General features: G+C 69.9%; 22 protein-coding genes and 6 pseudogenes. 11 read left to right on the top strand and 17 right to left on the bottom strand.

The features are described 5' to 3' along the window. Window positions 1-368: 368 nt before the first annotated feature. The 3 genes and pseudogenes from ACF1A1_RS30805 to ACF1A1_RS30815 all read right to left on the bottom strand — a co-directional run bounded on the left by ACF1A1_RS30805 (window position 369) and on the right by ACF1A1_RS30815 (window position 3,895). A complete protein-coding gene (locus ACF1A1_RS30805) occupies window positions 369-932 on the bottom strand; it encodes an RNA polymerase sigma factor (protein ID WP_392004281.1) in 564 nt (187 codons plus the stop codon). A 635-nt stretch (window positions 933-1,567) separates the two neighbouring features. Then, window positions 1,568-3,301 (bottom strand): annotated as a pseudogene (locus tag ACF1A1_RS30810) (RICIN domain-containing protein); the annotation flags it as partial. A gap of 402 nt (window positions 3,302-3,703) precedes the next feature. Next, window positions 3,704-3,895, bottom strand: coding sequence for a hypothetical protein (locus tag ACF1A1_RS30815; RefSeq protein WP_392004282.1), 192 nt, complete (start codon window positions 3,893-3,895; stop codon window positions 3,704-3,706). Between the two features lie 329 nt (window positions 3,896-4,224). Here ACF1A1_RS30815 and ACF1A1_RS30820 point away from each other — a divergent pair, with 329 nt between their 5' ends. Together ACF1A1_RS30820 and ACF1A1_RS30825 are read left to right on the top strand one after the other, a co-directional pair. Then, window positions 4,225-4,596, top strand: coding sequence for a hypothetical protein (locus ACF1A1_RS30820; RefSeq protein WP_392004283.1), 372 nt, complete (start codon window positions 4,225-4,227; stop codon window positions 4,594-4,596). 372 nt (window positions 4,597-4,968) lie between these two features. Continuing rightward, a pseudogene (locus ACF1A1_RS30825) lies at window positions 4,969-5,061 on the top strand (ATP-binding protein); the annotation flags it as partial. A 267-nt stretch (window positions 5,062-5,328) separates the two neighbouring features. Here ACF1A1_RS30825 and ACF1A1_RS30830 read toward each other — a convergent pair. Further along, window positions 5,329-5,907: a helix-turn-helix domain-containing protein gene (locus ACF1A1_RS30830; protein WP_392004284.1), complete on the bottom strand. Its 579-nt coding sequence runs from the start codon at window positions 5,905-5,907 to the stop codon at window positions 5,329-5,331. Window positions 5,908-6,004: 97 nt separating this feature from the next. On the opposite strand from ACF1A1_RS30830, the gene ACF1A1_RS30835 reads away from it, so the two are divergent. After that, the gene (locus ACF1A1_RS30835) at window positions 6,005-7,405 is read left to right on the top strand and encodes an MFS transporter (RefSeq protein WP_392004285.1); all 1,401 of its coding nucleotides are present in this window, start codon (window positions 6,005-6,007) and stop codon (window positions 7,403-7,405) included. 145 nt (window positions 7,406-7,550) lie between these two features. Here the strand turns inward: ACF1A1_RS30835 and ACF1A1_RS30840 are convergent, their stop codons facing one another. Together ACF1A1_RS30840 and ACF1A1_RS30845 are read right to left on the bottom strand one after the other, a co-directional pair. After that, window positions 7,551-8,105, bottom strand: a complete 555-nt coding sequence (locus tag ACF1A1_RS30840; protein WP_392004286.1) for a Tn3 family transposase — start codon at window positions 8,103-8,105, stop codon at window positions 7,551-7,553. A gap of 124 nt (window positions 8,106-8,229) precedes the next feature. Further along, window positions 8,230-9,375: a DUF4158 domain-containing protein gene (locus tag ACF1A1_RS30845; protein ID WP_392004287.1), complete on the bottom strand. Its 1,146-nt coding sequence runs from the start codon at window positions 9,373-9,375 to the stop codon at window positions 8,230-8,232. Window positions 9,376-9,476: 101 nt separating this feature from the next. On the opposite strand from ACF1A1_RS30845, the pseudogene ACF1A1_RS30850 reads away from it, so the two are divergent. Continuing rightward, window positions 9,477-9,946: pseudogene (locus tag ACF1A1_RS30850) on the top strand (VOC family protein). Between the two features lie 225 nt (window positions 9,947-10,171). Continuing rightward, window positions 10,172-11,215, top strand: a complete 1,044-nt coding sequence (locus ACF1A1_RS30855) for an SGNH/GDSL hydrolase family protein (RefSeq protein ID WP_392004288.1) — start codon at window positions 10,172-10,174, stop codon at window positions 11,213-11,215. Window positions 11,216-11,632: 417 nt separating this feature from the next. Here ACF1A1_RS30855 and ACF1A1_RS30860 read toward each other — a convergent pair whose 3' ends face one another. The 9 genes and pseudogenes from ACF1A1_RS30860 to ACF1A1_RS30900 all read right to left on the bottom strand — a co-directional run bounded on the left by ACF1A1_RS30860 (window position 11,633) and on the right by ACF1A1_RS30900 (window position 15,533). Beyond that, window positions 11,633-11,887, bottom strand: a complete 255-nt coding sequence (locus ACF1A1_RS30860; RefSeq protein WP_392004289.1) for a pentapeptide repeat-containing protein — start codon at window positions 11,885-11,887, stop codon at window positions 11,633-11,635. A 10-nt stretch (window positions 11,888-11,897) separates the two neighbouring features. After that, a pseudogene (locus ACF1A1_RS30865) lies at window positions 11,898-12,235 on the bottom strand (ATP/GTP-binding protein); the annotation flags it as partial. Window positions 12,236-12,422: 187 nt separating this feature from the next. After that, the gene (locus tag ACF1A1_RS30870) at window positions 12,423-12,896 is read right to left on the bottom strand and encodes a hypothetical protein (protein ID WP_392004290.1); all 474 of its coding nucleotides are present in this window, start codon (window positions 12,894-12,896) and stop codon (window positions 12,423-12,425) included. A 12-nt stretch (window positions 12,897-12,908) separates the two neighbouring features. Next, window positions 12,909-13,313: a DUF6262 family protein gene (locus ACF1A1_RS30875; RefSeq protein ID WP_392004291.1), complete on the bottom strand. Its 405-nt coding sequence runs from the start codon at window positions 13,311-13,313 to the stop codon at window positions 12,909-12,911. Beyond that, the gene (locus ACF1A1_RS30880; RefSeq protein WP_392004292.1) at window positions 13,310-13,540 is read right to left on the bottom strand and encodes a hypothetical protein; all 231 of its coding nucleotides are present in this window, start codon (window positions 13,538-13,540) and stop codon (window positions 13,310-13,312) included. Before ACF1A1_RS30880 ends, ACF1A1_RS30875 begins: the two co-directional genes overlap by 4 nt. Before the next feature lie 144 nt (window positions 13,541-13,684). Next, on the bottom strand, window positions 13,685-14,080 hold the full coding sequence (locus ACF1A1_RS30885) for a tyrosine-type recombinase/integrase (protein WP_392004293.1): 396 nt from the start codon (window positions 14,078-14,080) through the stop codon (window positions 13,685-13,687). A gap of 13 nt (window positions 14,081-14,093) precedes the next feature. Beyond that, window positions 14,094-14,909 (bottom strand): hypothetical protein, encoded by an 816-nt coding sequence (locus ACF1A1_RS30890; RefSeq protein WP_392004294.1) that lies wholly within the window; start codon window positions 14,907-14,909, stop codon window positions 14,094-14,096. Next, on the bottom strand, window positions 14,791-15,267 hold the full coding sequence (locus ACF1A1_RS30895) for a helix-turn-helix domain-containing protein (RefSeq protein WP_392004295.1): 477 nt from the start codon (window positions 15,265-15,267) through the stop codon (window positions 14,791-14,793). Before ACF1A1_RS30895 ends, ACF1A1_RS30890 begins: the two co-directional genes overlap by 119 nt. A gap of 8 nt (window positions 15,268-15,275) precedes the next feature. After that, complete coding sequence (locus ACF1A1_RS30900) at window positions 15,276-15,533, bottom strand: hypothetical protein (protein WP_392004296.1); 258 nt, start codon at window positions 15,531-15,533, stop codon at window positions 15,276-15,278. Here ACF1A1_RS30900 and ACF1A1_RS30905 point away from each other — a divergent pair. The 3 genes and pseudogenes from ACF1A1_RS30905 to ACF1A1_RS30915 form a co-directional block, all read left to right on the top strand. Beyond that, window positions 15,516-15,764, top strand: a pseudogene (locus tag ACF1A1_RS30905) (ATP-binding protein); the annotation flags it as partial. The gene ACF1A1_RS30900 and the pseudogene ACF1A1_RS30905 sit on opposite strands and share 18 nt — an antisense overlap. 79 nt (window positions 15,765-15,843) lie before the next feature. Next, entirely contained in the window at window positions 15,844-16,425 is a 582-nt protein-coding gene (locus ACF1A1_RS30910) for a suppressor of fused domain protein (RefSeq protein WP_392004297.1), read from the top strand. Between the two features lie 271 nt (window positions 16,426-16,696). After that, a complete protein-coding gene (locus ACF1A1_RS30915) occupies window positions 16,697-17,464 on the top strand; it encodes a hypothetical protein (protein WP_392004298.1) in 768 nt (255 codons plus the stop codon). A 39-nt stretch (window positions 17,465-17,503) separates the two neighbouring features. Here ACF1A1_RS30915 and ACF1A1_RS30920 read toward each other — a convergent pair. After that, a pseudogene (locus tag ACF1A1_RS30920) lies at window positions 17,504-17,683 on the bottom strand (transposase); the annotation flags it as partial. Here ACF1A1_RS30920 and ACF1A1_RS30925 point away from each other — a divergent pair. The 3 genes from ACF1A1_RS30925 to ACF1A1_RS30935 all read left to right on the top strand — a co-directional run bounded on the left by ACF1A1_RS30925 (window position 17,659) and on the right by ACF1A1_RS30935 (window position 20,278). Further along, window positions 17,659-17,910: a hypothetical protein gene (locus tag ACF1A1_RS30925; RefSeq protein ID WP_392004299.1), complete on the top strand. Its 252-nt coding sequence runs from the start codon at window positions 17,659-17,661 to the stop codon at window positions 17,908-17,910. The pseudogene ACF1A1_RS30920 and the gene ACF1A1_RS30925 sit on opposite strands and share 25 nt — an antisense overlap. 133 nt (window positions 17,911-18,043) lie before the next feature. Further along, window positions 18,044-18,268 carry an NlpC/P60 family protein gene (locus ACF1A1_RS30930; RefSeq protein WP_392004300.1) on the top strand — a complete coding sequence of 75 codons (225 nt, stop codon included), beginning with the start codon at window positions 18,044-18,046 and terminating at the stop codon, window positions 18,266-18,268. 180 nt (window positions 18,269-18,448) lie between these two features. Further along, on the top strand, window positions 18,449-20,278 hold the full coding sequence (locus ACF1A1_RS30935; protein ID WP_392004301.1) for an ABC transporter ATP-binding protein: 1,830 nt from the start codon (window positions 18,449-18,451) through the stop codon (window positions 20,276-20,278). Between the two features lie 644 nt (window positions 20,279-20,922). On the opposite strand, the gene ACF1A1_RS30940 is transcribed toward ACF1A1_RS30935, so the two are convergent. Further along, window positions 20,923-22,209, bottom strand: coding sequence for a DUF418 domain-containing protein (locus tag ACF1A1_RS30940; protein WP_392004302.1), 1,287 nt, complete (start codon window positions 22,207-22,209; stop codon window positions 20,923-20,925). Window positions 22,210-22,262 lie beyond the last annotated feature (53 nt).

Raw genomic sequence — 22,262 nt, forward strand, 5'->3', positions numbered from 1 at the left:
GGTCAGCGAACGTTTCCTCCACGTACCAGTACGTGCCCGAGCCGGCCGGCTGCCGCTCGACGCGGGAGGCCGCGGCGAGAAGGACCTGACTGCCGGAGCCCAACGTCGCGGAGTGCGAAGGCTCCGGCTTCTCCGGCGTGGTGCCGCTGATCACCAGAGCCGCGACCGCCTTCGCGGTGGCCAGGGCGAGACCCGAAATGAGAGGGCGGCCCACCCGCCGCGTCCGGACGGTGGCGCGAGCCCTGCGCGCCACGCGCGGAAGGGGCAGGGTCGTTGCGAACCCCTCTTCCCGAACCTGCGACGGCGTGGGGAGGCCGGGTCGAGATGGGCGGGGCGGGCGGCGGTCAGGCGGTGCAGGACGTCGTTCTTCACCGGGCTTCCTTCCCTACGGCGATCCGGGCTCGGGTGGACACGCGCCGCGCGGCAGTGGCCTCGTCCTCGAGCGGGGAGGCCGACGCGGCCTGTTCGAGGCGCTTGCGCGCCCGGTGCAGGCGGACCCGCAGAGTGATGGGCGAGCAGCCGACCACCGCGGCCGCCTGTGCCGGCGTCAGGCCTGGCCACGAGGCAAGGATCAGCAGTTCCCGATCGTCCTCCGGCAGCGTGACCAGCGCCTTGAGCAGCGCGTTGTGCTCGGACACATCCTTGGAGATGTCCGCCTCGGCGCGTTCCGCCCAGGACATCAACTCGGCGGCGGGCGACGCGTGCCTGGCCTCCGCCCGGACGCTGTCCCGCAGGATGGTGCGTGCGACCACGAGCAGCCACGGCAGCGGCGGCTCGGGGACGTCGTCCAGCCTGCGCCAGGCCACGGTGAACGTCTCGTTCACCACCTCGTCGGCGACCTGCCGTCCCGCAGGGCTGACCACGTAGGCCCACACGCGCTGCCGGCAGCCGTCGTAGATGGCGGTGAAACGATCCGCGTCGTCGTCGGGCACTGCCGCACATCCTGTCCCTCCCGGCAGGTGCTTCGGAGCTGGGGGAAGCTCGATCAGCGCCGCTGTGGAGTCACCGACCTTGGACCCGGCGAACGGCGCACCGAACTCATACGGCACTCAGGGCGCTGAACGCAGTTCACACCCGGTGGCATATCGGTCGTTGAGCGGCGGCAACGTCGACGGTCGCCTCTCGGAGACGGTGATCCCGGCGAAGCCGTAATGAACCAAGTGATCCGGAGAAGGCCCAGGGCTGAGGTCCGACAAGTCGGCGCCTCAGCCATGGGCCGGCAGACCTCAGATCAACGATCGGTGGCAGTGGCCCGGATCGTGGCCGTGTCCCACGTCAACGGTGTGTCGTCGAACACCACGGCGATCTTCACCTGCCCGGCCGCGAGGGTCCCTGGAAGTGTCACACTGCCCCTCTGGGCCTCGTCGAAGGGGACCGGACCGAGGTCCGTGACCTTCCCGTCGGCCGCGAACACGTAGACACGGCCCGTCTTGTTCGCGTGCAGGGCCGTGCCCGCAGGATCCGACGCGGCGGCGTTCAACGACACGGGGGCCTTCTTCCCGACGCTGCCCGCGATCAGACGCTTGGACCGCCTGTCCTTCGTCAGGTCCGCGGAGATCGGAGCCTGCTGGACGAGCTGCCACTCCTGCGAGCCGTCGGCGACCGCGTTCTGCAGGGTGAGCGGCGCCCCGTTGGACGCACCGGTCAAGTACACGCTGGTGTTCTTGGCTGCCTGGAACCTGTAGTACCCGTCAGCGGTTTTGATGAGGTTCCACAGACCCGCCGGCGTGTCGTCGGCCCACTGCCCGATCCGCTGGCCGACCGTCGGATTCGCCGTCCAGATGCCGGCGGCACGGCCGCCCGATTTGTTCAGCAGCGTCAGGGCGTCATCGGCCTTGGTGACCAGGTGCCAGTACTGTGTGTCCTCGTTCGCCGCCGAGCCGGCGTCCTCCAGACGGACGTCGGGAACGTCCCGGTTGCCGATGTTCGCGTCGTTGGTCTTGTTCCCGGTACCGATCACCTGGCCGGTCTTGCGGTTCACGAGCTGGTAGTAGGCCCCCTCGGAACGGCCGAAGTCGACCTCGGCATAGCGGAGCGTCGATGTGCCCTGGTGGTTGAGGATCGAGATGCGGCCGGTGCCCTCGACGTACTGAAGGTTGCGGGTGTAGCCGGCCCGCGAGGTCGTCTGGTACTCCTTCCACAGGCCGTCGCTGCGTCCGCTCTCGTTGATCCAGACGTTGCCGCTGCCGGCGGCGTTGTAGGCGAGGCGTCCGTCGGGAAGCCTGATGATGACCGGGCTGCCGCCCGTCGAGAGGGGACGGGAACCGGCGTCGACCGGCAGTGAGGTGACGCCCGTGCCCGTGGGGGAGCCTCGGTAGAACTTCAGCGGGTCGTCGGCGAGCACGTACCTGGTGTTGGTTCCGCCGCCCCAGTACTCCAAGGTGAGGAGCCACTTGCCGTCCGATGTCGGGACGACGTTCGTCATGCCCGGCCGCCCGCCACCGATCTCCGTCTTGCCGCCGCCCATGTCCTGGGTCAGGCCCGCCACGTCGACGACGGGGTCGCTCCACTGCGGGCTGCGGCCGTCCCAGGTCTTGTGGACGAGGATCTGGCCGTGCGAATCCGGGGCGGTGTCGTTCTCGGGGTCCAGTATCGGCACGCCGGTGACCGGGTCGAAGCCGATGTAGTCGTTCTCGTCCGAGTAGTAGCAGACGAGTCGGCCCTCGTGGACCATCAGGTACGGCTCCCACAGGGGGTCCACCTGCTTGTACGTGTTCGCCTCGGCGACGTTCTTACCGACCGCACCCGCGCTGCCGCCCTGCCAGCCGCCCGTCGCGATGACGTTGAGGACGTCCCACGTCACGCCTTCGTCGGTGCTGGAGAACAGGGCCATCGCCATGTCACTGCGGTCTCCGTCATTGGACGGCGTCCAGTTCGGGTCGGCCGCCTTGTGCTCGAGGTAGTAGTGATCGTCGCCCGTCACGACGCTCGCGAGGAGCAGCGTGCCCTTCTTCAGGTTGCCGACGTCCTGCGGAAGCGTGTAGAGGTACGGTGCCCCCCAGTTGCTCGTGTACTTCGCGTACTTGGGGTCGTCGGAGAGGTAGGCCGGAGCCTTCACCTCCGACAGCGGCTGCCACGAGGTTCCGTAGTCGTCGCTCTTGTAGATCGGCAGTGTCTCCCCGTCGGCGCTTCCCGTCTCCGGCACGACCGTGGCCTTCTCGAACGACGCGACCAGACGTCCGCTCGACAGCTGCGCCGACTTCACGTAGATCGCGCAGTTGCCCCGGCCCTTCAGGCACGGTTCGTTCCCGAGCTGGTACATGAACCCGCCCGTCGGGTTGTACGCCTGCGCACTGGCCATGGGGATCACCAGCATCGCAGACGCTGCGGCGAAGGCTCCCAGTACCTTCGCCGACTTTCCTCTGTGCATAGCCTCTCCTCTTTCGCGGCGGCAAGTCCGGCGCTCGGCCATCGACTCGCGACCGGACGGCTTCGTATGACCGCGCGGTCATACGAAGCCGTATGACCGCGCGGTCAGGCGGAGTCTGTGGCGGGGATCATGCCGGAGTCAAGACTTGCGCCACGTCTGGTGCCTGGAATGACGTGGTTATTGACGATCACGAAGATGAAGCCGCCCACTGCCTCAAGAGGGGTATGACCGCACGGTCAGCCCATGACTGGCTTCGTCCTGAGGGCGGTTCGTGAGGTGATGTTCGTTTCCGGGCGAGGCCGAGACGGGCTGCTGATCGCGGGGCCTGGTCGGTCACCGCTTCCTGGCGAAGCCGAGGGCGTCGTCCTCGGTGAGGACGTCGAGCTTCAGCAGGCGTTTCAGCTGGGCGCGGGTGCCTTCGATGTTCTTCGGCAGCAGTTCGTGGTCGAGGGCTTCGCCGACGTCGCGGGGCCCGGAGGGGGTCGGTGGCCTCGGTCCCATGCCGCCCGCGAACGCGCGAATCATTCCCGGCGGCGCGATCCACCGACGCGGCCCGGGCGCCTGCAGGCCGGGGTGTCCCGCCCTCACGCTGAGTACGCGACACTGACGCCGCCTGCTGTTCATGGTGCGCGGCATGCTTACTCAGCGAACCACCAGGGCGCTCGCCCGTGAAGCCGCCCGCCTGTTGAACTGCCGCTGAAGCCGGTCCGGCTGACCTTCTCTGCCAAGGGAGTTGGGAAATAAGATGTTGCCTTCGTAAAACCCGGTGCCTAACGTGACCCGATGGCGCGCCTTGATTGAAGGCGTAGCAGAAACGGGAGGAAACCATGCGAGCAATACGAGGGGCCTCGATCGTGGCCGGCATCGCGGTGATGTCGACGATGGGCCTCGCCACCCACGCACAGGCGTCGCAGAACAGCGGTTGGATTTACACAAGCAACCAGAGTGGCGCTGCCTTCTTCGACGCCGACCTCAATGGGTACCCCGGCGTGGAAAAGGTCACCGTCTGTGACAACAGGTCCGACGGCCGCGGAATCACGGCCGAGGTGAGCGGTCGGGACGGTTCCGGCTCGGTGTGGGTGTTCGTGTCCGACCCCTCCAACGACGGACGCTGCGAATCCATTGAGGGCAACTTCTTCCTGGAGGACACCCCCGTCGGCATCGTCGTCTACGAATACTGGGGCACCAACACCGCACACAAGGCGACAGGCACAGCCGTTGCCTAGCCTGAATCTTGCATGACGGTCCGCCGGTTCTGTCGGCGGACCGTTTCGCTCTCGCGGGTCACATGTTCGTGACCTGGCGGCTCGTCAGTCAGGGTCTCACGGCTGCCGACCCCCGGAATGGCAGCCGGGTCGCGGGCAGCCGACGGCCGCGTTGACAGCTCGCGCCGCGGGATCCCGACGTGCGGGACATCCGGCTCGCTGCGCCCTCGCCGCGCCCGTCGGAAGCCGGCGGGGGGTCGACATCGGTGTCGGTGATGAGAGCGTGGAACGGTTGGCGTTCGCCGAGGCGCGCAGGGAAGACACCGCAGTCGATGAGGGGTGGTGCGGCCGGCGAGTTGGGTGCCGCGGGTCCGCCATCCCCGCCTTCGTCGAGCCAAGGCGAACGCGGCCGTGCTGGGACCGCCGGGGGTCGGCGAGACCCACATCGCCGCAGCTCCCTCGGTTGCCGCCTGTCGGACCGGCTTCGAGTCGCACAGGTCGGTAGCCACCGCCGACGAGCCTCCTTCTGTTCGGTCCTCAGGATCAGGATGGGGGTGTGGAGGTGTCAGCGGGGTTCGGAAAAGCCGGGCAGGCCCAGCGGGACGGCCCCGGTGGCGGTCCTGCCGGGCCTCACAGGGAGCCGGAGCATTCCCTGTTCGGTGGGTCGTGCGGTGATCCCGGAGCTGTCGGCCTGCCCAGCTTCCCGCGTGGCGCCGCTTCGGCCCGGCTCCGCCTGCCGCTGGGTGGTGTCCCTCAACCGTTCGCCGTCGGGCCGGTGCGGACGACGGCCTGGTCGCCCTGAGGGCCGAACAGGTGCAGGATCTCCACTGCTTCGGCGCCGACGGGGCCGAACCAGTGCGGTTCGCCGGTGTCGAACTCGGCCACCTCGCCCGGGCGGAGGGTCACCTCGCGTTCCCCGAGGATGAGGCGGAGCTCGCCGGCGAGCACGTAGAGCCATTCGTAGCCGGAGTGGGTCACCAGTCTGGGTTCGCGGTACCTGAGCACCTGTTTGAAGACCTGGATCCGGCCCGGGTACTGCGTCAGCGGCACCAGGACGCTCCCGCGCTCCCGGCTCCGCGGCTTCAGATGGACCCGCGGATCACCGGTGGCCGGAGCCGCTACCAGCTGGTCCAGTGCGACGCGGTGGGCGCGGGCGAGCGGGATGAGCAGGTCGAGAGTCGGGCGTCGCCGGCCCGACTCCAGGCGCGACAGCGTGCTCAAGGAGATCCCGGTGTCCTCCGCGAGCGTTTCGAGGGTGAGTCCGCGGTCGCGCCGCAGGGCGCGCAACCGTGGCCCGATGCTGCCGAGGAGTTGCGTGAGTTCGGTGTCCATACCGACATTTTGCGGTCTCCGCAAAGTCCCTGGTCCTGGACCCTCCCTCGATCCGAGTCTGGGCGGCAGCCGATCCCGTACCGAAGGGGAACCTCCCGTGACCACGACATCCCTGGCCTCTCCACCCTCCTCGCTGGGGAGGCGCCAGCGCTGGACGGTGCTGGCCGTCTGCGCGCTCAGCATGTTCCTGGTGGGTGTGGACACCACCATCGTCAACGTGGCCCTGCCCGAGATCGGGCAGGGCCTGAGCGTGGGCGTCCGCGGTCTGGAATGGGTCGTCGATGCCTACACCGTTGTCCTGGCCAGCCTCCTCATCGTCTCCGGCGCGCTCGCGGACCGCTTCGGACGCCGCCGCGTCTTCCAGTGCGGACTGCTCGTCTTCGGCCTGGCCTCCCTCGCGTGCGCCTTCGCCCCGTCGCTCGGCCTGCTCGTGGCGGCCCGGGCCGTCCAGGGGGTCGGGGCCTCGATGCTGAGCCCCGTGGCGCTGGCGATCGTAGTGAACGCGATGCCCGACCCACGGGAACGGGCCCGGGCGATCGGCGTGTGGGCATCGGTCTTCGGACTCAGCATGGCGGTGGGCCCGGTCACCGGCGGGGCGCTCATCGCCGCGTTCGGCTGGCGTGCGGTGTTCTGGATCAACGCGCCGGTTGTCCTCGCCGCCCTCGTCCTGGTCGCCGTGTTCGTGCCGGAGTCCCGCGCAGAGCGCGCTCGGCGACTCGACCTGCCCGGCCAGGTGCTGCTCACCGTGGTCCTTGGCCTCTTCGTCGGAGTTCTCATCGAAGGACCCCGCATGGGCTGGGCCTCGCCCGCGGTCCTCACCGGCTACGCCGTGATCACGGCGGCGACGGCCGGGTTCGTCCGGGTCGAACTGCGCACTCGCCAACCCCTGGTGGACCTCGGTCTCTTCCGCCGACCGCCGTTCGCGACGGCGGTGCTCGGCGCCATGGCGGTGTTCATCGCGCTGAACGTGAGCCTGCTGCTCAACACCCTCTACCTCCAGCACACCCGCGGCTGGACACCGCTCGCGAGTGGCGCCGCGACCCTGCCCATGGCGCTCGGGGCCACCCTGTGCGCGCCCTGGTCCGGCACCCTGGTGGGACGCTTCGGACCACGGCGTCCGCTGATCCTCGCGGGTGGATTCACCGGGGTCGGCGGTATGTGCCTGGTCGACCTGGGCCAGGACACGAGTGTGCCGCTGATCCTCCTTGCTCACCTGCTGATCGGCGTCGGGTTCGGCTTCGCCAACGCCCCCCTCACCAATACCGCGGTCAGCGGCCTGCCGCCGTCACGGGCCGGTGTGGCAGGGGCGATCACCTCCACCGCGCGCCAGGTCGGTGCGGCGGTCGGCATCGCCGTCGCCGGGGGCCTGGTCGCGGGCACCGGTCCCGCCGGTCTTGCCGCCGCGTCGCATACGGGGTGGCTGCTCGTGGCGGCCTGCGGGCTGTTCCTCTTCGTCGTGGCGCGCGCTTCGCAGCCGGCGGCCGTCGCCGCCCCATAGGCTCGAGGGGGCTGCTCCTCTGTGGCTCGAGGGGGCTGCTCCTCTGTGGAAGGCCCACACGCAGGCCGGAGCACACCTGCTGATCAGAGCCCGCACCCTCGCCGGAACTGGTACGGCAGGAGATCTGGGCCCACCTGACCCTCCATCACTGGTGGGTGCAGCGGCGCACGTGCTGCCGGTGTTGGCACCGTCGTACAGCTGGGCCGCCTGAAGCAGGTGTAAGGCGAGCATCGAGATCTCGGCGTGCTCCTTGTCCGGGCCGGTCAGCGCGCCGTCCTTGCCGTAGTGCAGGACGGTCTTCGCGCTGTTCCAGTTCTCCACGACTTGGAGGCCGCCGTGGATCTCGCGGCCGCAGATCGGGGCTGGCCAGGTAGTCGCAGGCGAAGATCGTGCGTACGGCGCGGCCGAGTTCTTCGAGCGCGGAGTAGGTGGGGTGCTTTGGGGCCAGGCCGGTGATGAACTCAGCGGGGTCCTGGGGCTGACGGATCGCTGCGTAGTGCACGGTGCGGGTGGCCTCGAAGTCGCCGGGCAGGTCGTCGTCCGGGTTGCGCCAGCGCCGGCCGCCCTCGACGTAGATCTCGCGGCGCCGGATCGCGTCCCGCAGCGCCACCAGGACGCACAGCTCGTACGGGATCCGCTCGATCCTGCCCTTGTCGTCCACGACGGCCTCGCGCCAGTCCTTGCGTACGACACCGTCCATCAAACCTCGTCGTCGGCGGCGTAGAACCGCATCTTGCCGTCGACGCCGGCGTACTTCTCCAGCAGCGCGAGCGCGTCCACCACCGGCCGGTAGGCAGTGTTGTTGCACGGGAAGCCCAGCGCTCTCAGCAGGGGCGGTAGCGTCTGCCGGCAGTACGAGCTGTAGGAGGAGCGCAGGGTGGCGCGGACCTGGGTCTTGGAGACCTTCTCGTTCGCGTTCGCCTCCGCGACCAGGTCCTGCAGCGTCTTCTCACCGTCACTGGGAACAGGGCCGTGCGCACCACCTCGTCCGGCTTGCCGATGGCCGCGTCCGCGAGCTTGAAGAGGATGCCCTCCTTGCCCCGGACCTTCTTCAGCTCCGCCGTCGGCTTCTTCTCCACCCGCCGTTCAGCACGGGCGTTGATCTGGTGGACCAGGGCGACCAGCAGCTCCACCAGCGCGTCCGTGATTTCCGCCTGCCGGGAGGAACACAGCGCCGCGAGCAGCGTGATCCGTACGTCCTCGGCGGTGTCGCGGAAGTCCGAGGGGTACATCTTGATCGCCCGCGCCCGCGCCCGCGCCCGCGCCCGCCACGCGGCCACCGTCTTCTCCGAGCAGTCCGCGAACAGCCCTTCGAGAAGACCGAGTTGCCGCACGGCGGTCAGCTTGAGGATCTCCGAAGGCAGCGAGTCCAGGCCCACCGCGCCCGGGTCACGCTTCAGCGACGCCAGCAGCGTGGTGCCGTCCTCGTCACCTTCCCCCACCAGCGCCAGCAGCCGCGCCACCCCGACAGCCCCCAGACGACCGGTGGTCCGTGTACAGAACGCCCGCTCCCACCGGTTGCGGGCCGTCACCAGCACCTTCTCCCCACGGGTTTGTCCCGGCGGCTCGATCCGCTCCACACGGCACTGCACCAGCAGCGCTTCCCGCTGCCGGTCCTCGACCAGCTCGACCGGGCAGACCTCCGCCGCCATCCACGCCGTCAACCGTTCCTCATCCGCCCCGGTCGACGGCCGGAACCCCAGTGCCTCGCGGATCTGCCTGCGATGCCGTTTCGCGCCCGCCACGTCGTACTTTGCGAGCTCGACCGCTGGCACCTTCACCAGACCGGCGATGTATTCGACAGCGGGCTGCGGGAACTCTTCGATGAACTCCGGGAACCGGCCCTCGATCTCGAAGAACTTGAGCATCAGGCAGAGGCCGAGCCTCGTCGGACCGGATGCGTCGGCCACCAGGTCGCAGTCGCCATCCACCAGCGTCCAGCACGCCACCACGCCACTTCCGGTGACCACTCCTGCCGCACACCCGCCCCTTTTCCGTCGAACCGTCGGTTCATCCGATCAGCCCAACGAGAGCCCTGGCAGCAGGAAACGGCAGGTCAAATCCACCACCGATACCTACCGGCGGGTTACTTGCTCCCTGGCGTCCGAGTCGGGACTACCGGGCCGACCCGCACGCGCCGGCCGCCTTCAGGGCCGCCGCCCTCGACTACCACCGCGAGGACCACAGCGCCCTCGTCACCCGGCTCCTGGACGCGGGCGCCGTCCCGCCCGCCGCCACGCTCACCGTCGACGGCCGCCCCGCCTGGCGCGACCTGGCCGCCGTCCGCCACCCGGACGAGCCCTTCGACGAGGCCTCGGACACGGGCCTTGGCCGCCGCATCCTCTTCCAGCGCGTCCCGGAGCCGAAGCCGGCCGGCAAGAACCGCCTCCACCTCGACCTTCACCCGTCCCCCGGCACCCGCAAGCAGGAGGTCGCCCGCCTGGAGTCCCTGGGCGCCGCCCTCGTCCGCGGGGCACGGAACAGGGCGGTTCCTGCACGGTCATGACGGACCCCGAGGGCAACGAATTCTGCGTCCACTGACCCCGGTCGCCCCGACCCCCGGTCGCCCCGTCTCGCGCGCGCGAGAATACAGGCTGCGCCGGGAGTCGACGCGAAAGATACGACCAATTAGCTCGATCGAGTGATGGCGGACGGTTTCACCGGACAGGGCGGGGTGACGGCGCAGACGATCTCGGCTGAGGTGCGTTCCGCTCCGGGCGTCGTGTTCCGGCAGCCCGGACGTCTTCCACTGATTCTGGAGGATCCATGCGACACCCTGTCTCCCGCCCGCGCACGCGAGCCCTGGCTGTCGGGCTCGCGCTCGCCGCGGCCACACTCTTACCCTCCGGCTCCGCCGGTGCGGCCGATCAGTACGAATGGGCCGCGCTCGGCGACTCGTTCACCGCCGGCGTCTTCGTCGGCGACCCGCAGCCCCCGCTGGGGGATCCGTCGCAGGACGGCTGCGCCCGGACCAGCGGCTCCTACCCCAGCGTCGTCGAACGGGAACTCGCCGAGTTCCCGCCCGGCAAGTACGTCCACCTGACCAACGTCGGCTGCAGCAGCGCCGTCATCGCGAACATCGCCAAGGTCAAGCAGACGCCGATCAGCCCGGTCCAGACCCCTGCCGGCGGCTGGCCCGCGGTGGACACGCAGATCAAGCGGGCCGGGCTCGACGACGAGACCGACGTCGTCACCATCGCCATCGGCGGCAACAGCCTGCCCTTCGGCGACATCTTCCCCAAGTGCCTCGACCAGGGCACGGTCGGCAAGTCCTGCCGCGAGTACTTCACCGCCCCCCCCGAGGGTGTGGAGAGCGTCCGGGAGAGGCTCGCCCGGGTCCAGGGCGAGTACATCGAGATGCTGGCCGAGGTACACAAGGCCGCGCCCAACGCCAAGGTGATCAACATCGGCTACCCGGCCATCATGCCGGCCGAGGCCACTGACTGCGACCGCGGGTCCCTCACCGAACTCGGCGCGACCACCCACGCCGACATCGACTGGCTTCGTGACGACGTCCTCAAGCCGCTGAACAAAACGATTCAGCGGGCCGCGTCGTTCTTCGGCGACCGCTACGTCAACGTCTACTCCTCCAGCGAGGGCCACGACGTCTGTCAGCCCGAGGGCACCAAGTGGATCGAAGGAATCTGCGGCGACGCCGCGGACTACTGGCCCACCACGTTCCCCGGCACGTCGGTGGACTGCGGTCCCATCGACAAGCGCGCCACAATGATCCACCCCAACGCCGCCGGACACGCCAACACCGCGGTCCAGGTGGAGCGAGCGATCCGCATCGCCCTCCGCCAACACTGACCCACCGGCCCGACCCCTGACGCCGGAGCCCGGCCCCCGGCCGACGGCTCCGGCGTCGGGGCGTCCACGCGGTCACGCCGAGTTCGAAACAGCCATGGGTACGCGGTCAGGCGGGCCGGTGCCGCACTGGAACTGCTCGACCGCCACGACGAACGCACTCGTCAGCGCCGGGTCTGGTGCGACGCGGCAGCCGCAGCCCAGGACGCCGTCACCCGCTACGCCCGAGCCGAGGGCCTGAACCGTTTCGAGGTCGCGCAGGAGCTACGGCGTGCCGTAGGGGAATTCCGCAGCGCCAGCAGCCCGTAGGACTCACCGTGTGACGGGGTTGGTTGGGGTGGCCGGTGGCCGGCGCCCCCTCGAAGGCCAAGGTCGACATGACGCAGTGAACCATCGGCACGGTCCTGAATGAGGGCCAGCTCAGGACGCTGTCAGGACGCCGGAGGGGGACCTCTCCCAGTCCTCTCGAACCACGTAGACGCCCTTCCCAACGTGCTCCGAGCGACGTAGCACTGCTTCTTCTAGTTCTCCTGTGGGCCACCTGGTGGTGCCAATCGACCAGCGCACTCCCACAAGTTCAGCGCGAGTCAGCAGCGCACCTGTCAGGTCTGTGCCGAGTAGCTGAGCATCAGCAAGGCGGGCGCGCGTGAGGTCCACATCAGTCAGGTGTGCCATGGTCAGGTCAGGATCCGATGCGGCCGGCGGTGCGTTGGTGGAGGTAGGTGTGGTGGCGGGGGAGGGTGCCGGGTGAGTGCTGCTGGAGGTCGAGGTTGTTTTCGATGTCGGTGATGACGTCGCGGAACGGTTGGCGGGTGCCGTGGCGGGCGGGGAGGGGGCCGCAGCCGATGAGGGTGGCGCGTCCGGCGAGTTGGGCGCCGCGGGTGCCGGTGAAGAGGGGGTGTCGGTGACGTTGATGCCTGCGTAGACGAACGTCGCGGGTAGGCGTTCGGTGAGATCTTTCAAGAGGTCGGCTGCTTGGGCACCGGTGGTGGTGCGGGGGTTGAGGCGGTGGATTTCGTCGATATTACCGACCGCAGGAGCTCGGATACCGGCTCTGAACTGCGGCGATTTATAGACTACATGTCCTCGACGCCGAGTTGGGGTCGATGCTGTCGCTCGTCCGAGTGGTCTCATGGGGTGGCCCCTCCACCGGGACGGTGGACGGGCCGTGAAGGGGTTGGCGAGGCAAGATCACATGGCTGCTCGGGGCTTAGCCATGGCCGGGGCCGTCGTAGTAGCCGGGCCGGGCCAGCAACACGGAGGTGAAGTAGTAGCCCTGCTCGTCGTCTGGTTCATTGTCGCCGTCGAAGGGGCGCCAGAAGCTGAGCAGCAGGTCTGGCGCGACGAATGACGCGGGGTCTTCGTCGTCGGCGGCGATGGCCGTGACTTCGGACATGCGGGTCACGACCTCACGGGCCGGCAGGCCGAAGAGATCGATGCCACGGAAGAACACGACGTCTGACGGCTCAGAAGGGCGTCCCAGCTCCACGGATTCCAGCTGGTCCCGCGCGCATCCGATACTGATCATCAGGCCGCTCGGCCGGAAGATGTGCTGACCCGCTTGGTCGGACGGGGAGATCGCCGTCGGTTCCCGCAGCGAGTCCAGGGCGCTGTTCGCAGCCTGGCGTGACATGCCAATCTGCAGAGGGCCGACGCCGATGGGTGGGGCGAGCTGGAAATGCATGCGCACATGGTGTCACGGGCCGCGCTTCTCGCCTGAGGCGGCTGATTCCAGCTCTGCCGTGGAGGGTGCTGGTCCCGGGTCGGCGATGCGGGCTTCGAGGTCGGCGACGCGCCGGTCCTGGAAGCGGAGGTTGGATCTGGCAGCCTTCAGTCGTTCGTCGAGAGTGAGCATCTGGGTCCGTCGTTCACCGGCTTCCGCCATGGCAGAGGCGACCGCGGCTCTGGCCTCGGGGTTGTCATAGAGGAAGGTGCGGGAGACGTCCGCGCGGCGGGCGACGGCAGCGACGCTGACCTGGGCTTTCTCGCGGCGGAGCCGGGTGATGGCCTCGCTGACCCGCTGGAGGGCGGTCTCTGCGCTGCGACGGCGGGCGGCCAGGGCCGCCGCGGTGCGGGGTTCGGGGATGGCGGCGGTGTTCATGCGGAGTCCTGTTCTGGCTCGTCGCCGTCGGCTGTGCACGTATCGCTGTACTCACCCGGCTCGTCGCTGCCCGCGTCGCCGAGGTCGGCGGCGCGGAAGGCGGTGGACCACACGCGGTGGAAGTAGTCCTGCGGTTTGCGCAGGTCCAGGGCGAGGGCGTCATCGAGGAGGCAGAGGCCGGCCAGGGCCTTCTCCAGGCCGTCGATGGCGCGGGCGGTGGGCTCCAAGTAGTGGTGCAGGTAGTCGGCGGTGGCGTCGTCGGGGGCGCCTTCGGCCAGCAGCCGCCACTGCTCGCGCTTGCGCCGCCAGTAGAGGAGATCGGCGCCGGACAGGACGAACTTGTCGCAGTTGTGGCGGTCGAGGTTCCAGGGTCAGGCGCCGCCCTCGACAACGGGTTGGAAGGTGCAGAACCGGCCTTCGGCGGGGGTGCTGCGGCGGGTGAGGTCGATCGCGAGGGCCTGGGCCTGTTGGCGGGTGAGTGCGCTGGCGGCGTCACCGGTCAGCAGCTGCCCGGGGCTGGCGGTGCCGGGGCCGGCGACCCAGACGTGCTGGAGGACGTTGTCTAGGTCGGATTTGGTGAGGTGGACGTAGTGCTCGGCCATTCGGTCGGAGACTTGGCCGAGGTAGCGGCGGATGTGGGTGAGGGTGGCGCCGTGCCGCAGCAGGCTGGTGGCCAGAGTGTGGCGGGCCTGGTGCGGGACGACTTGGCCGAGGTCGAGTTCGGCGATCCACTGCCGGAAGCGGCTGTGGAACCACTGGTAGGTCAAAGCGGTGGTGCCGTCAGGGTTGCGGACCGTGGTCGCGAACAGGGCGCGCTTCGCACGCTCGGCGCCGGTCGGTTGGCGTCCGTGGCGGCCGGTGTGTGGAGTCGTGTTGTTCGACTTGAGAACCCGACACGTGCACGACGGGCGGGCCGGGCACGGCCGTTTTGCGGGATGCGGCCGTGAGCGCAGGCAGATCGGATCCGTGACCGGACTCCCGGCGGGCAGCGGGGCCGCCGCCGTTGCCCGGCGGCCTACGCGACGCCTTCCCCGCCCCGCCGGCCTGCGGCCCGCGCCCGTCGTTGCGGGACGTGCTCTTCAACTCGACCGCCACATACCTGCCGTCGTGCACCGCGAAAAAGTCCGGCTGCCACGGCTTGATGCTGCGGGCGGTCGTGCCGTTGCGGGCGGCTTCCGCCGCCAGGTAACTCTGTGTCCCGCTGGTGATGATCTCCTCGAGAGCCATGGGCGGCAGCAGATCCATGAACCGCCTCCACTGCTGTTCGCGCGAGGAGGCCCGTTCCTGCTGCGCCGCCAGATGCAGCAGCCGCCGTGAGGCGACCCGACGCCTGGCGGCGTCCCGCTCGTCCACCGGGGTCTGCTCGGCCGCAGCGGCGGAGGCGGAACCCGTGATCTTGGCGAAGGCGGCCGCCCACGCGGGGTGCCGCTCCGCAGGAACGTCGCAGCCGGCCAGGAGGGCCACCAGCTGCTGCTCGTCAGCAGGGACCGTGACGCGCTTGACGATCCGGGCCGCGCTGCTGACCGGCAGGGCAAGCGGGGCGCCGGAGCGGTCCCGGATCTCCCGCAGGCTCGGCGCCCCGGCCTGCTCCCACACCCGCCTCCAGGGCTCGGCTCAGGTCGGCTGCGTCGCTGATCAGTTCAGGCCGGGGAGCACTCAGCTGCGCCAGCCGCCCGCGTTCCTCGACACGCGCCTGCCGCCACAGCTCCCGCACCGTGTGCAGCGCTTCCTCGTCACCGCCGCAGCCGCAGCCGCGCACGTAGGCCTCGGCGACGGCCCGCCGCGGCACGGTCCTCCCGGAGGCCGCGCGCTTGAGCGTGGCCGGCGACAAACCGCTCTCCCGCCCCAGCACCTCGTAGGTCACGCCCGCCGTCTCCCGCCGCAGCCGCAGGTGTTCGGCCAGCCGGCCGCGGGCGGGATGGCTGTGGTCGACGGGCTTCTCCCGGCGCCCCATGCCCGCCCCTACTTCCCGTCCGCTGCACGCACGACCGCGGCGGCGACGGAGGACAGGCGCCGACGGCCGCCGCTCATGGCGACGACCGTCGCCGCGCCCAGGGCGCCGCACCCGCCCAGGAGGGCGAAGACGTCCCCCAGAGGCATCCCGGCCAGGCGGAGGGCACCGCCCAGGACCGTGAACGAGACGGTGGTGAAGGCCTGTGCGGCGCTGAGGCGGGGCGGGACGGTGGCGTCGGCGCCGACGTTATGGAACTCGACCGCCACGGCGCCGAACTCCTCTTCCAAGTCCTGACCGAACGCGAGGAGAAGAACAGCGTGGCCATCGCCTCCAACGAGTCGTTCGGTGGCTGGACCAAGACGTTCACCGACCCCCGCCTCTGCGCGGTCATCGTCGACCGGCTCACGTTCAACGGCACCATCATCGAGACCGGCACCGACTCCTACCGGCTCGCCAGCACCCGAGCCCGGGCCGAGGAGCCGGTCAAGGCCAGCTGAACCATCCGAGTCCGCCCCGCCTGCGGCGGGGCGGACTCACAGCCAGGACACCTGGGCCAGCCGTGAGATCCTCTCCATCATGTTCGAGAACGAGCGCAACCAGCGGGCGATAGCAGGCGTCGAGGCCCACGTTCGCGAGTTCTTCACCGGCCACATGATCACGGTCAGCGACTACGACCGGGGACCTGGACGAAGGGAAGCTGTTCCCGACCTGCGGATCCTCACCGTCAGCCCAGGACCGCGCGCCGACAGCTGGGCCTACATCACCGCCGGCTGCTGGTCCACGGTTGAGACGGACGGCCACGGCCTCGAATTCGTCCTCACCGCTCCCGTCCGCGACGAACGCTTCGCTGATCTCCTGGCCGTAACCGCCTACTACCACTCCGATCACCACCTCGATCTCGAGCACAGCCTGCCCATCGGGGAGCCGTGGCTGCCCGGGTCCCACTGCGACCACCTGCTGGTCAGCCTTCTCTACCTCCACGGACCTGACCTCGAGCAGTGCCCACTGCCGGACGGCGATGCCCGCATCCTCTGGGTTCTGCCGGTCACCGCAGCTGAGATGGCATACCGCCGCGAGCACGGCCACGAAGCCCTTGAACAGCTTTTCGACGAGCACGCGATCATCCCGACCGATCCAAGGCGCCCATCCGTCGTCTGACCTAGCGAGCTTCTGGGACGCGAGCAGCAGCCACGAGGTCCTCCAGTGCCGTCAAAACTCGTCGACATGTCGAGGCACAGCGATCACCGACTGCCGCCCAAAGCCATCGACAATCGCTGTCCGTTTTCATCAGCGAAGCCAGGGCGGTACACCCCACTCCGCTCCACTGTTTGAGAACGGCACTTCTGATCCTTCCGAGGGCTGCGCGGCGGCACGGTGGTCGGCGTCGGTTTTGCGCGGCCGGGAGGGTTGTGGGGTGGGGGAGCCGGGCGTGTGGGGTGAGGTCGCGGCGGGGCTGAGGGTGTCCAGGCCGGTGCTGGTGGCGCGGTTGCTGGAGCTCGAGGCGGCCGGGGCGTTGACGACGGCGCATGTGCGTGCAGGCGCCCAGGTCGGCGGGGTGAATGTGCGCACGGTGTGGCGCTGGCTGGAGGCGGCGCGGACGGAGGGCCGCATGGAGAGCAGGCCGCGGGCCCGGCTGGAGTTGTCCGACCAGGCGTGGGAGGCATTGGCTCAGGCAGGCGGGAACGTGGCGGCGCTGTACCGGCATCTGAAGGAGGCCGGGGACCAGGTGCACTTGCTGGCGTCGTTGCACCGGGCAGTGCGCCGGGACTTGGAGGCTGGCGGGGTCATGCCGGACCGCGCGGTGGTGCGGCGGGAGCGCGAAGAGCAGCAAACGCGGTGGGCTCTGGCTGACCTTGTCCTGGCCGGGCCGCGTGAGGGCGGCGCGGAGAAGGCGTCCGCGCCCCCGCGTCTCGTACCAGAGGCGGCCGGGGGCGTGCCGGTGGGGCAGAGCGGTGCGGTGGCGGGTGTGGCGTTGCCGGCGGGCGCGCAGTCTGCCGCGGCTCGTTGCGCGGCTGTCAGCGTGGGCCTGCTCCGCTTCATCCGAGGGATCGCCGTCGAGTTCTCAAGGGTGTTGCACAAGGGCTGCGTAGATCGCCCAGCGAGTCACTCGCTAGATCAACGAGCGCCGTCAGTCGCCAGGAAGCCGGACAAATCGAAGCGGCCGACAGTCTGGATCACGGCGGAAAATCAGCGCTGATCCCGTTCTGAAACACCCTTTAGGTCGTGTCTTCAAATGTCACGCCCACATCAGGAGCGAGGCGAGGGTGACAGCTGCCTGGTAGGACTCGGCGGTCTTGTCGTAGCGGATCGCGATGCCGCGCCACTGCTTGAGGCGGTTGAAGCACCGTTCCACGACGTTGCGCTGCTTGTAGAGCTGCTTGTCGAAGACCGGTGAACGCCCGCCTCCGCTGCCGCGACCCCGACATCCTCGCCACGGCCTTCGACTACGTCGTCGGTGCCCCGGTCCGGACGACGGCAGCGGGAGTCAGATACAGCGGTGCCGCCCGCTACACACCCGACACCGCCGGCGACTCCGCGCGTGCCGGGCAAGGGAAGTCGAAGGGGCGCACGGGCTCGGACTTCTACGACTACCTGGGCATCCCCTGGACCTTCCCCGACACGGTCACCCGCCGCCCCGAGTAGGACCGCGCGGCCTCCGTCGACAGCTCCGGCTATGTCCGGCTGGTGTACGGATACCGCTCGGGGTTCCCGCTGAACAGCAGGGACAGCGCGGCGGGCTCCCGACGCGATCGCCCACGGGCGGCTCGGCGTACCCGTGATCCCCCTCAGCGACCGCCGCCCCGCCGTCATCCAGCAGCTCCAGCCCGGCGACCTGGTCTTCTTCAGAACACGGGAGCTGCCCGGCGGACGGATCGGCAACATCGGTATCTACCTCGGCCTGGACACCGCCGACCACCCGCGCTTCATCTCCAGCCGGAAGAACGCGGGCGGCCCCACAAGGGCTGCGCGCGGCCCGACGCCTCTGACCCGCCCCGCCTAACCCTTCGCGGGTGGCTCCAGCCACTTGGCGGGGGTGCACCCGACGATTGCCGGATGGCCGACGGAAGGCCGGGGATTCCAGGCTGGTGGCATGACACACGGTGCGCCATCTGCGCACCCGCGGGCCGATGCCCGCAACCGCTGACGCGGTGCACGGCCGACCACGTAGGAAAGGAATCCTGTGAACACCGCATCCGCCCCAGAGGCGACGGATGCCGAGTCCCTGCGCGCCCGCGAGACGCTCAAGGCGCTGTACGGGTACGTCCGTCCGCACCGGTGGGCCGTCGCGCTCGGTCTGCTGTGCGCGCTGGCCGGGGCCGCCGGCGGGCTGCTGCAGCCGCTGGCCACGAAGACGCTGGTCGACCGGCTTTCGTCCGGTGGCACGATCGGCACCATCCTGCTGGCCATGACCGTTCTGGTCCTGCTGAGCATGGTGGCCGAGGCGTTCGGTGCCTATGTGCTGGAGCGGACGGCGGAGTCGGTGGTGCTCGCCGCCCGCCGCAGCCTCATCGGACGGTTGCTGCGGCTGCGCCTCGCGGAGGTGGACCGGATGCAGCCGGGCGATCTGATGTCCCGGGTGACCTCCGACACCACGCTGTTGCGGGCCGTCAGCACCCAGGCGGTGGTCTCCGGGGCGACGGGGGCGGTGACGCTGGTCGCGGCGGTCGTGGTGATGGCGTTCCTCGATGCCGTCCTGCTGGGCGTCACGCTTGGCGTGGTCGCGATCGTCGGCGTGTGCGCCGCGCTGGTGCTGCCGAGGATCGGGCAGGCCGCCGAGCGTGCGCAGGCGGCTGTCGGGGAGATGTCCACGGGCCTGGAACGGGTCTTCGGTGCTTACCGCACGGTGAAGGCGTCCGGCGCCGAGGAGCGGGAGACCGCTCGCGTCGAGGCGGCGGCACGCAGGGCGTGGCGCCACGGCGTGCGCGGCGCGAAGTGGGAGGCCGTGCTGGGTTCGGCGGACAACCTCGCCGTGGAGCTGGCGTTCCTCGCGGTCCTCGCCGTCGGCGGGGCGCGGGTGGCGTCCGGGGAGATGCCGGTGTCCACGCTCATCGCGTTCCTGCTGTACCTCTTCTACCTGATGGAGCCGGTGTACCAGCTGGTCGAGGCAGCGTCCCAATACCAGGAGGGCGCGGCCGCGATCGCCCGGATCGCGCAGGTGGACGGCCTGGCGACAGAGAAGGCAGAGAAGGCAGAGAACGCAGAGAAGCAGGACCGGCACCGGTCGGTACGGCCCGCGGCGACCCAGGCGGTGCGGTGTCCGGCGTCGGTTCGCTTCGAGGCGGTGTCCTTCCGGTACGGGCCTGGGTCGCCGGACATCCACCAGCGGGTGGACTTCGAGGTGCCGGGCGGCGGAATGACGGCGTTCGTCGGCCCCTCCGGCGCGGGCAAGTCGACGGTCTTCGCGCTCGTCGAGCGGTTCTACGAAGCGACCGGCGGCCGTGTCCTGGTCGACGGCAAGGACGTGACGAAGTGGCCGTTGTCCGAGCTGCGGTCCGTCATCGGGTACGTCGAGCAGGACGCGCCGGTGCTGGCCGGCACGCTGCGGGAGAACCTGGTCTTCGCCGCGTCCGGCGCGACCGACGACGACATGCGCGAGGTCCTCGCCCGGACCAGGCTCGACGCCCTCGTCGAGCGTCTCCCGCACGGCCTGGACACCCCGGTCGGGCACCGCGGCACGAAACTGTCCGGCGGCGAGCGGCAGCGCATCGCGATCGCCCGCGCGCTGCTGCGCAGGCCCCGGCTGCTGCTCCTGGACGAGGCGACCTCGCAGCTCGACGCCGTCAACGAGCTGGCACTGCGGGACGTCATCGCCGAGACGGCACGCGAAACCACCGTGCTGGTGGTGGCCCATCGCCTGTCGACCGTCACGGACGCCGACCGCATCGTCGTCATGGACGCCGGACAGGTCCGCGCAGTCGGCACCCACGAGGAGCTGGTGGCCGAGGACGGGCTGTATGCGCAGCTCGCGGCGACGCAGCTGCTGACCTCGGCGGGACGCCCTCGCGAGTGAGGCGGGCCCGTACGGAAAGGTCATCCACGGGGTGCCCCCGTCGCACGGCGGGGGCACCCCGGCCGGGTGGCGGGGCGGCACCGGACTGCTGCGTCCGCTTCCCCGCCCAGTCCGTCACCTCATCCTGGAGTCTCCAGGCCCGTGCTCATGGCCAAGGGCCGGCAGGTATCCCTGAACAGGCCGGCCGCCCGCTCGCTCTGGTGCGCATGGGCATCGGCCGGCAGCCCGCTCCGCGTCCGGGACTCCTCGGCGCCCTCGGACTTCGCCCCCGTTGCAACCTCGGCGCCTTCGCCGTGCTGTACGGCAACGGCGGTTCCTCGACGTCCTGTTCGCCGACAACCCCATCAACCCGGACGAGTCCATCGGCCATCGGTGAGCCGGCGGCGCGCACCACCTTCGCCCACCTCCTCCGGGCCATCGAGTGCCATCGCTGAGCACACGCGCACGACCCGTACACCGCTTGGCTCCGCTGCCACCCGGCCCGGGCGACCACGCTCATCCCTGTCCCTCCCCGCATGGCACCCGATGAGGGGCGCCCTGCGCGTTTCCGGGTACGCCAAAGCCCGCAAGGGGAATCCCCTTGCGGGCCGGGCGGGTTGTCCAGGTTGGGATGGGGCATGGAGCCGAGCCACCCCGACCGGACCTCAGCGGATGTACTTGGCCGGCTTGGTGGCGGCGTTCAGGAGATACTCCAGGGGGCCGCGGCGGAAGATGCGGGACCAGATCGCGGCGAACACGATCGCCCCGAGGATGTACAGGAGCACGGGCACCCAGGACTTCGTGGTGCCGGCGCCGGAAGCGGGCCACGCGGACTGTGCGAGGAAGTGGCCGACGTACGCCGTCAGGGACATGGTGCCCACGGCGATGATCGGCTTCGCCAGGCGGCGCAGTCGCACGACGCGATCCATGAGCACCGTCGCGCCCACGATCACGAGGATCGCCACGCCCACGCTGCCGATGATGTCGAACGTCGTGCCGGTGTGCGGGCCGGCACCCAGCAGGTCCGAGGCCGACGACACGAGCTGCTCGCTGGAGCCGCTGCCGCTGGACCCCGCCCCGGAGCCGCCGGACCACGAACCGGAACCGCCGGACCACGACCCGGAGCCGCTCGACGACCCCCCAGTCCCGCCGAACACGGCGTCCTTGCCCGCGAGCAGCAGGGACAGGCCGTACGCAGCCACGGTGAGGGCGGCACCGAGCGCGGCAAGGCGCCGCTGGACGGCGGGGGCGGACAGGTCGAGGCGGGCCAGCGCCATACCGGCGATCACGAACGGCATCCACGTGATCGTCGGATAGAGGCCCGTGAGCAGCAGATCGACGACTCCCACGTCGTTGAGCTTCTCGAGCGGGTCGTGGGCGTTGATGCTCTGCAGGACGAACCCGCTCAGCCACTTGTTCAGGACGAACGCCAGCTGCGGCGTGACGAGCGCGAGCCCTGCGGCGATGATCGCCAGAGTCCTGGCGGACAGCCGCAGCAGGGGCAGGGCGAGGAGGAAGTAGACGCCGTAGAAGCCGAGGATGATGACGTCTCCGTACTCCATCGCCAGCACGCTGCCGAGCACCAGCAGGATCACGGCGCGGATCGCGACCCGCGCCTTCGCCTGGCGGCCGGCGAGGCCGGTCTTCGGCTCGAAGCGGCCTGCGATCAGCATCAGTGAGAACCCGGCGAGGGTGGCGAACAGGACCGACGAGTGCCCGTCGGCCAGGAACCGGACCCACGTACCGACTCCGCTCGTGTTCCCCAGCATCGGGCCGATGTGCACGATGTACATGCCGAACACCGCCAGCGCGCGGGCCAGATCCACCCCGACCAGACGTCCCATCGAGGGACCGCCCGTGCCCTTCCCGGCGGACCCGGGCGAGGTCGCGGGCGGTGGAGGCGAGTTCTCCTGCGGAGCCGAAGTCTCCTGCGGCGGCTGTATCTGTGTCATACGGACAATCTCGCCGTGTCGTCAGGAGGCGGACCATCCGGCAGGCTGCGGTG

It is taken from the genome of Streptomyces sp. NPDC014995, assembly GCF_043080745.1.
GTDB lineage: Bacteria > Actinomycetota > Actinomycetes > Streptomycetales > Streptomycetaceae > Streptomyces.